1 protein-coding gene is annotated in these 1,022 nt (G+C 56.7%); it reads right to left on the bottom strand.

Features of this window, described 5'->3' with window-relative positions; all coding sequences use genetic code 11:
• The coding region (locus tag ABEW32_RS26455; protein ID WP_430193295.1) for an amino acid adenylation domain-containing protein at nucleotides 1–1,022 on the bottom strand (1,022 nt) is incomplete at both ends.

The raw sequence follows: 1,022 nt of genomic DNA, 5'->3' as shown, positions 1-1,022 counted from the left end.
TCCAGTCGCATCAGGCGCGCTGGCACCATGTGCGCGGGCAGTCCGGCTTCCAGTGCGGTCTGTACTTCCTCGATCCGCAACTCGGCTTCTCCCGTGATGTACCCGCACAAATACTTGTGCCCACGCTCATCCGTCCGGTCGATGACTACGGCTTGGCGTACACCGGGTACCCGCTGAATTGCCGTTTCAATCTCGCCCAGCTCAATCCGGTAGCCCCGGATTTTGACCTGATAGTCCATCCGGCCGATAAAGTCTACATTGCCGTCTGGCATCCACCGTGCCAAGTCGCCGGTGCGATACAGTCGTTCACCCGGTACATACGGGTTCGCTACGAATTTCTCGGCTGTCAGGTCCGCACGGTTCAAGTATCCACGTGCGACCCCGATGCCGCCGATGCACAGCTCGCCCAGTACGCCGATTGGCACCGGATTCAGTTGGCTGTCCACGATGTAGAAACGTGCGTTCAGCCATGCCTGACCAATCGGCACATTCCCGCTGCTTGGCAGCTTCGACAGCTCTTCGTCGTAGAAGCTCGAGTCAATGGCTGCTTCCGTGACACCATAGCTGTTAATGATACGGATATCTGCGCCAAACCGTTCTTGCAGCACTCGGTAGTCCGTCACGCTGCAGCTGTCTGAGCTGGTGATCAGCAGTTCCAGATTGCTCATGTCCAGTCCGTGTTCATGCACATGCTGCATAAACGGTACGATCAGGGCTGGAGTCGATTCAAACACGGTAATCTGATAATCACGAATCCAGCCGTATAGACGGCTTGGATCAATGCGGTCATCTTTCGGACAGATGACCATCGTGCCGCCGTTATAGAGCGTCCGCGCAATATCGCCGACGAACACGTCGAAGGAGAAGCTGGCCAGTTGCAGCAACCGTACCGGGAACTGGTTTAGACGATAATCCCGGCGATACGCCGCAGCTGTATTCACCAAGCTGCGATGCTCGATCATGACGCCCTTCGGACGTCCTGTTGTACCGGACGTATAGATCACATACGCCAGATCGTGCGG

The sequence above is a fragment of the Paenibacillus jamilae genome, from assembly GCF_050482105.1.
Classification (GTDB): Bacteria; Bacillota; Bacilli; order Paenibacillales; family Paenibacillaceae; genus Paenibacillus; species Paenibacillus jamilae_B.
Note: the sequence above shows the minus strand (reverse complement) of the source record. Positions and strands in the feature narration are given on the sequence as shown.